The organism is Pseudoroseomonas cervicalis ATCC 49957 (assembly GCF_000164635.1).
Taxonomy (GTDB): domain Bacteria; phylum Pseudomonadota; class Alphaproteobacteria; order Acetobacterales; family Acetobacteraceae; genus Pseudoroseomonas; species Pseudoroseomonas cervicalis.
Genome location: NZ_GG770801.1, coordinates 1 through 2,024, shown reverse-complemented (window position 1 = coordinate 2,024; position 2,024 = coordinate 1). Strand labels below are relative to the sequence as shown.

At 74.5% G+C, this 2,024-nt stretch carries 2 protein-coding genes; both read left to right on the top strand.

Going from position 1 to position 2,024, the window contains the following annotated elements; genetic code table 11:
- The coding region (kdpB, locus tag HMPREF0731_RS19125; protein ID WP_007005856.1) for a potassium-transporting ATPase subunit KdpB at positions 1-1,733 on the top strand (1,733 nt) is incomplete at its 5' end.
- Positions 1,734-1,735: 2 nt separating this feature from the next.
- Positions 1,736-2,024 (top strand): potassium-transporting ATPase subunit C (locus HMPREF0731_RS19120; RefSeq protein WP_007005855.1); only part of this gene is annotated, 289 nt, incomplete at its 3' end.

The window sequence follows — 2,024 nt, the reverse complement described above, 5'->3', positions numbered from 1 at the left end:
GCAGCGCCCGCGCCAAGCGGCTGCCGCGCCCCGAGGACCGCGCGCTGTGGCAGCCCTGCGACGCCGCCGAGCTGCGCGAGCAGGATGTCGTCCTGGTCGAGGCCGGCGACCTGGTGCCCGCCGATGGCGAGGTGATCGCCGGCATCGCCAGCGTGAACGAGGCGGCGGTGACCGGCGAGAGCGCCCCCGTCATCCGCGAATCCGGCGGCGACCGCAGCGCCGTCACCGGCGGCACGCTGGTGGTGTCGGACTGGCTGGTGGTGCGCGTCACCGCCGCCCCCGGCAACAGCTTCATGGACCGCATGATCGCGCTCGTGGAAGGCGCCTCGCGGCAGAAGACGCCGAACGAGATCGCGCTCGACATCCTGCTGGCCGGCATGACCATCGTGTTCCTGCTGGCGGTGGCGACCGTGGTGGGGCTGGCCAGCCTGCACGGCGCGCCGCCCTCGGTGCCCGTCCTGGCGGCGCTGCTGGTGACGCTGATCCCGACGACGATCGGCGGGCTGCTCTCGGCCATCGGCATCGCCGGCATGGACCGGCTGACGCGCTTCAACATCGTCGCCACCTCGGGCCGCGCGGTGGAGGCGGCGGGCGATGTCGATGTGCTGCTGCTCGACAAGACCGGCACCATCACCCTCGGCAACCGCCAGGCGGCGGCGTTCATCCCGGCGCCGGGCGTGGCCGAGGCCGAGCTGGCCGAGGCGGCGGTGCTCGCCTCGCTGGCGGACGAGACGCCGGAGGGGCGCTCGATCCTCGCCTTCGCGCGCGAGCGGCACGGCATCACCGCCACCCTGCCGCCCGGGGCGGTGGTGGTGCCCTTCACCGCGCAGACGCGCCTCTCGGGCCTCGACCTGCCGGGGCAGGGCCGCTTCCGCAAGGGCGCGGTGGACAGCCTGGCCCGGGCGCTCGGCACCGCGCCGCCGGACGCGCTGCGCCAGGCGGTGGAGCGCATCGCCCGCGCCGGCGGCACGCCGCTCACCGTCGCGCGGGATGGGCGCATCCTCGGCGCCATCGCGCTGAAGGACATCGTCAAGCCCGGCCTGCGCGGCCGCTTCGACGCGCTGCGCCGCATGGGCATCCGCACCGTGATGGTGACCGGCGACAACCGCCTGACCGCCGCCGCCATCGCCGCCGAGGCCGGGGTGGATGACTTCCTGGCCGAGGCGACGCCGGAGGACAAGCTGGGCTACATCCGCCGCGCCCAGGCCGAGGGCAGGCTGGTCGCCATGGCGGGCGACGGCACCAACGACGCCCCCGCCCTGGCGCAGGCCGATGTCGGGCTGGCCATGCAGACCGGCACCCAGGCGGCGCGCGAGGCCGGCAACATGGTCGACCTCGACAGCGACCCGACCAAGCTGATCGAGGTGGTGGAGATCGGCAAGCAGCTGCTGATCACCCGCGGCGCGCTGACCACCTTCTCCATCGCCAACGACGTGGCGAAGTATTTCGCCATCCTGCCGGCGATCTTCGTCGCGCAGTATCCGGGGCTCGCCGCGCTGAACGTGATGCGGCTGGCCAGCCCGGAGAGCGCGATCCTCTCCGCCGTCATCTTCAACGCGCTGATCATCGTCCTGCTGGTGCCGCTGGCGCTGCGCGGGGTGGGCTACGCGGCGCTGGGGGGCGCGGCGCTGCTGCGGCGCAATTTGCTGGTGTTCGGGCTGGGCGGCCTCGTCGCGCCCTTCCTCGGCATCAAGCTGATCGACCTCCTGCTCACCCTGTTCGGGATCGCCTGACCATGACCGCCCTGCTGCGCCCCGCCCTGGTCTTCCTCGGCGGCTTCACCCTGCTGCTCGGCCTGGCCGTGCCGCTCGGCTTCACCGGCCTGGCCGGGGCCCTGTTCCCGGCCGAGGCCGGCGGCTCGCTCCTCCGGCGCGAGGGGCGCGTGGTCGGCTCCGACCTGATCGCCCAGCGCTTCGAGGGGCCGGAATGGTTCCACCCCCGCCCCTCGGCGGCCGGCGCGGAGGGGTTCGACGCCACCGCCTCCGGCGCCTCCAACCTCGGCCCGACCAGCGCCGCGCTGCTGG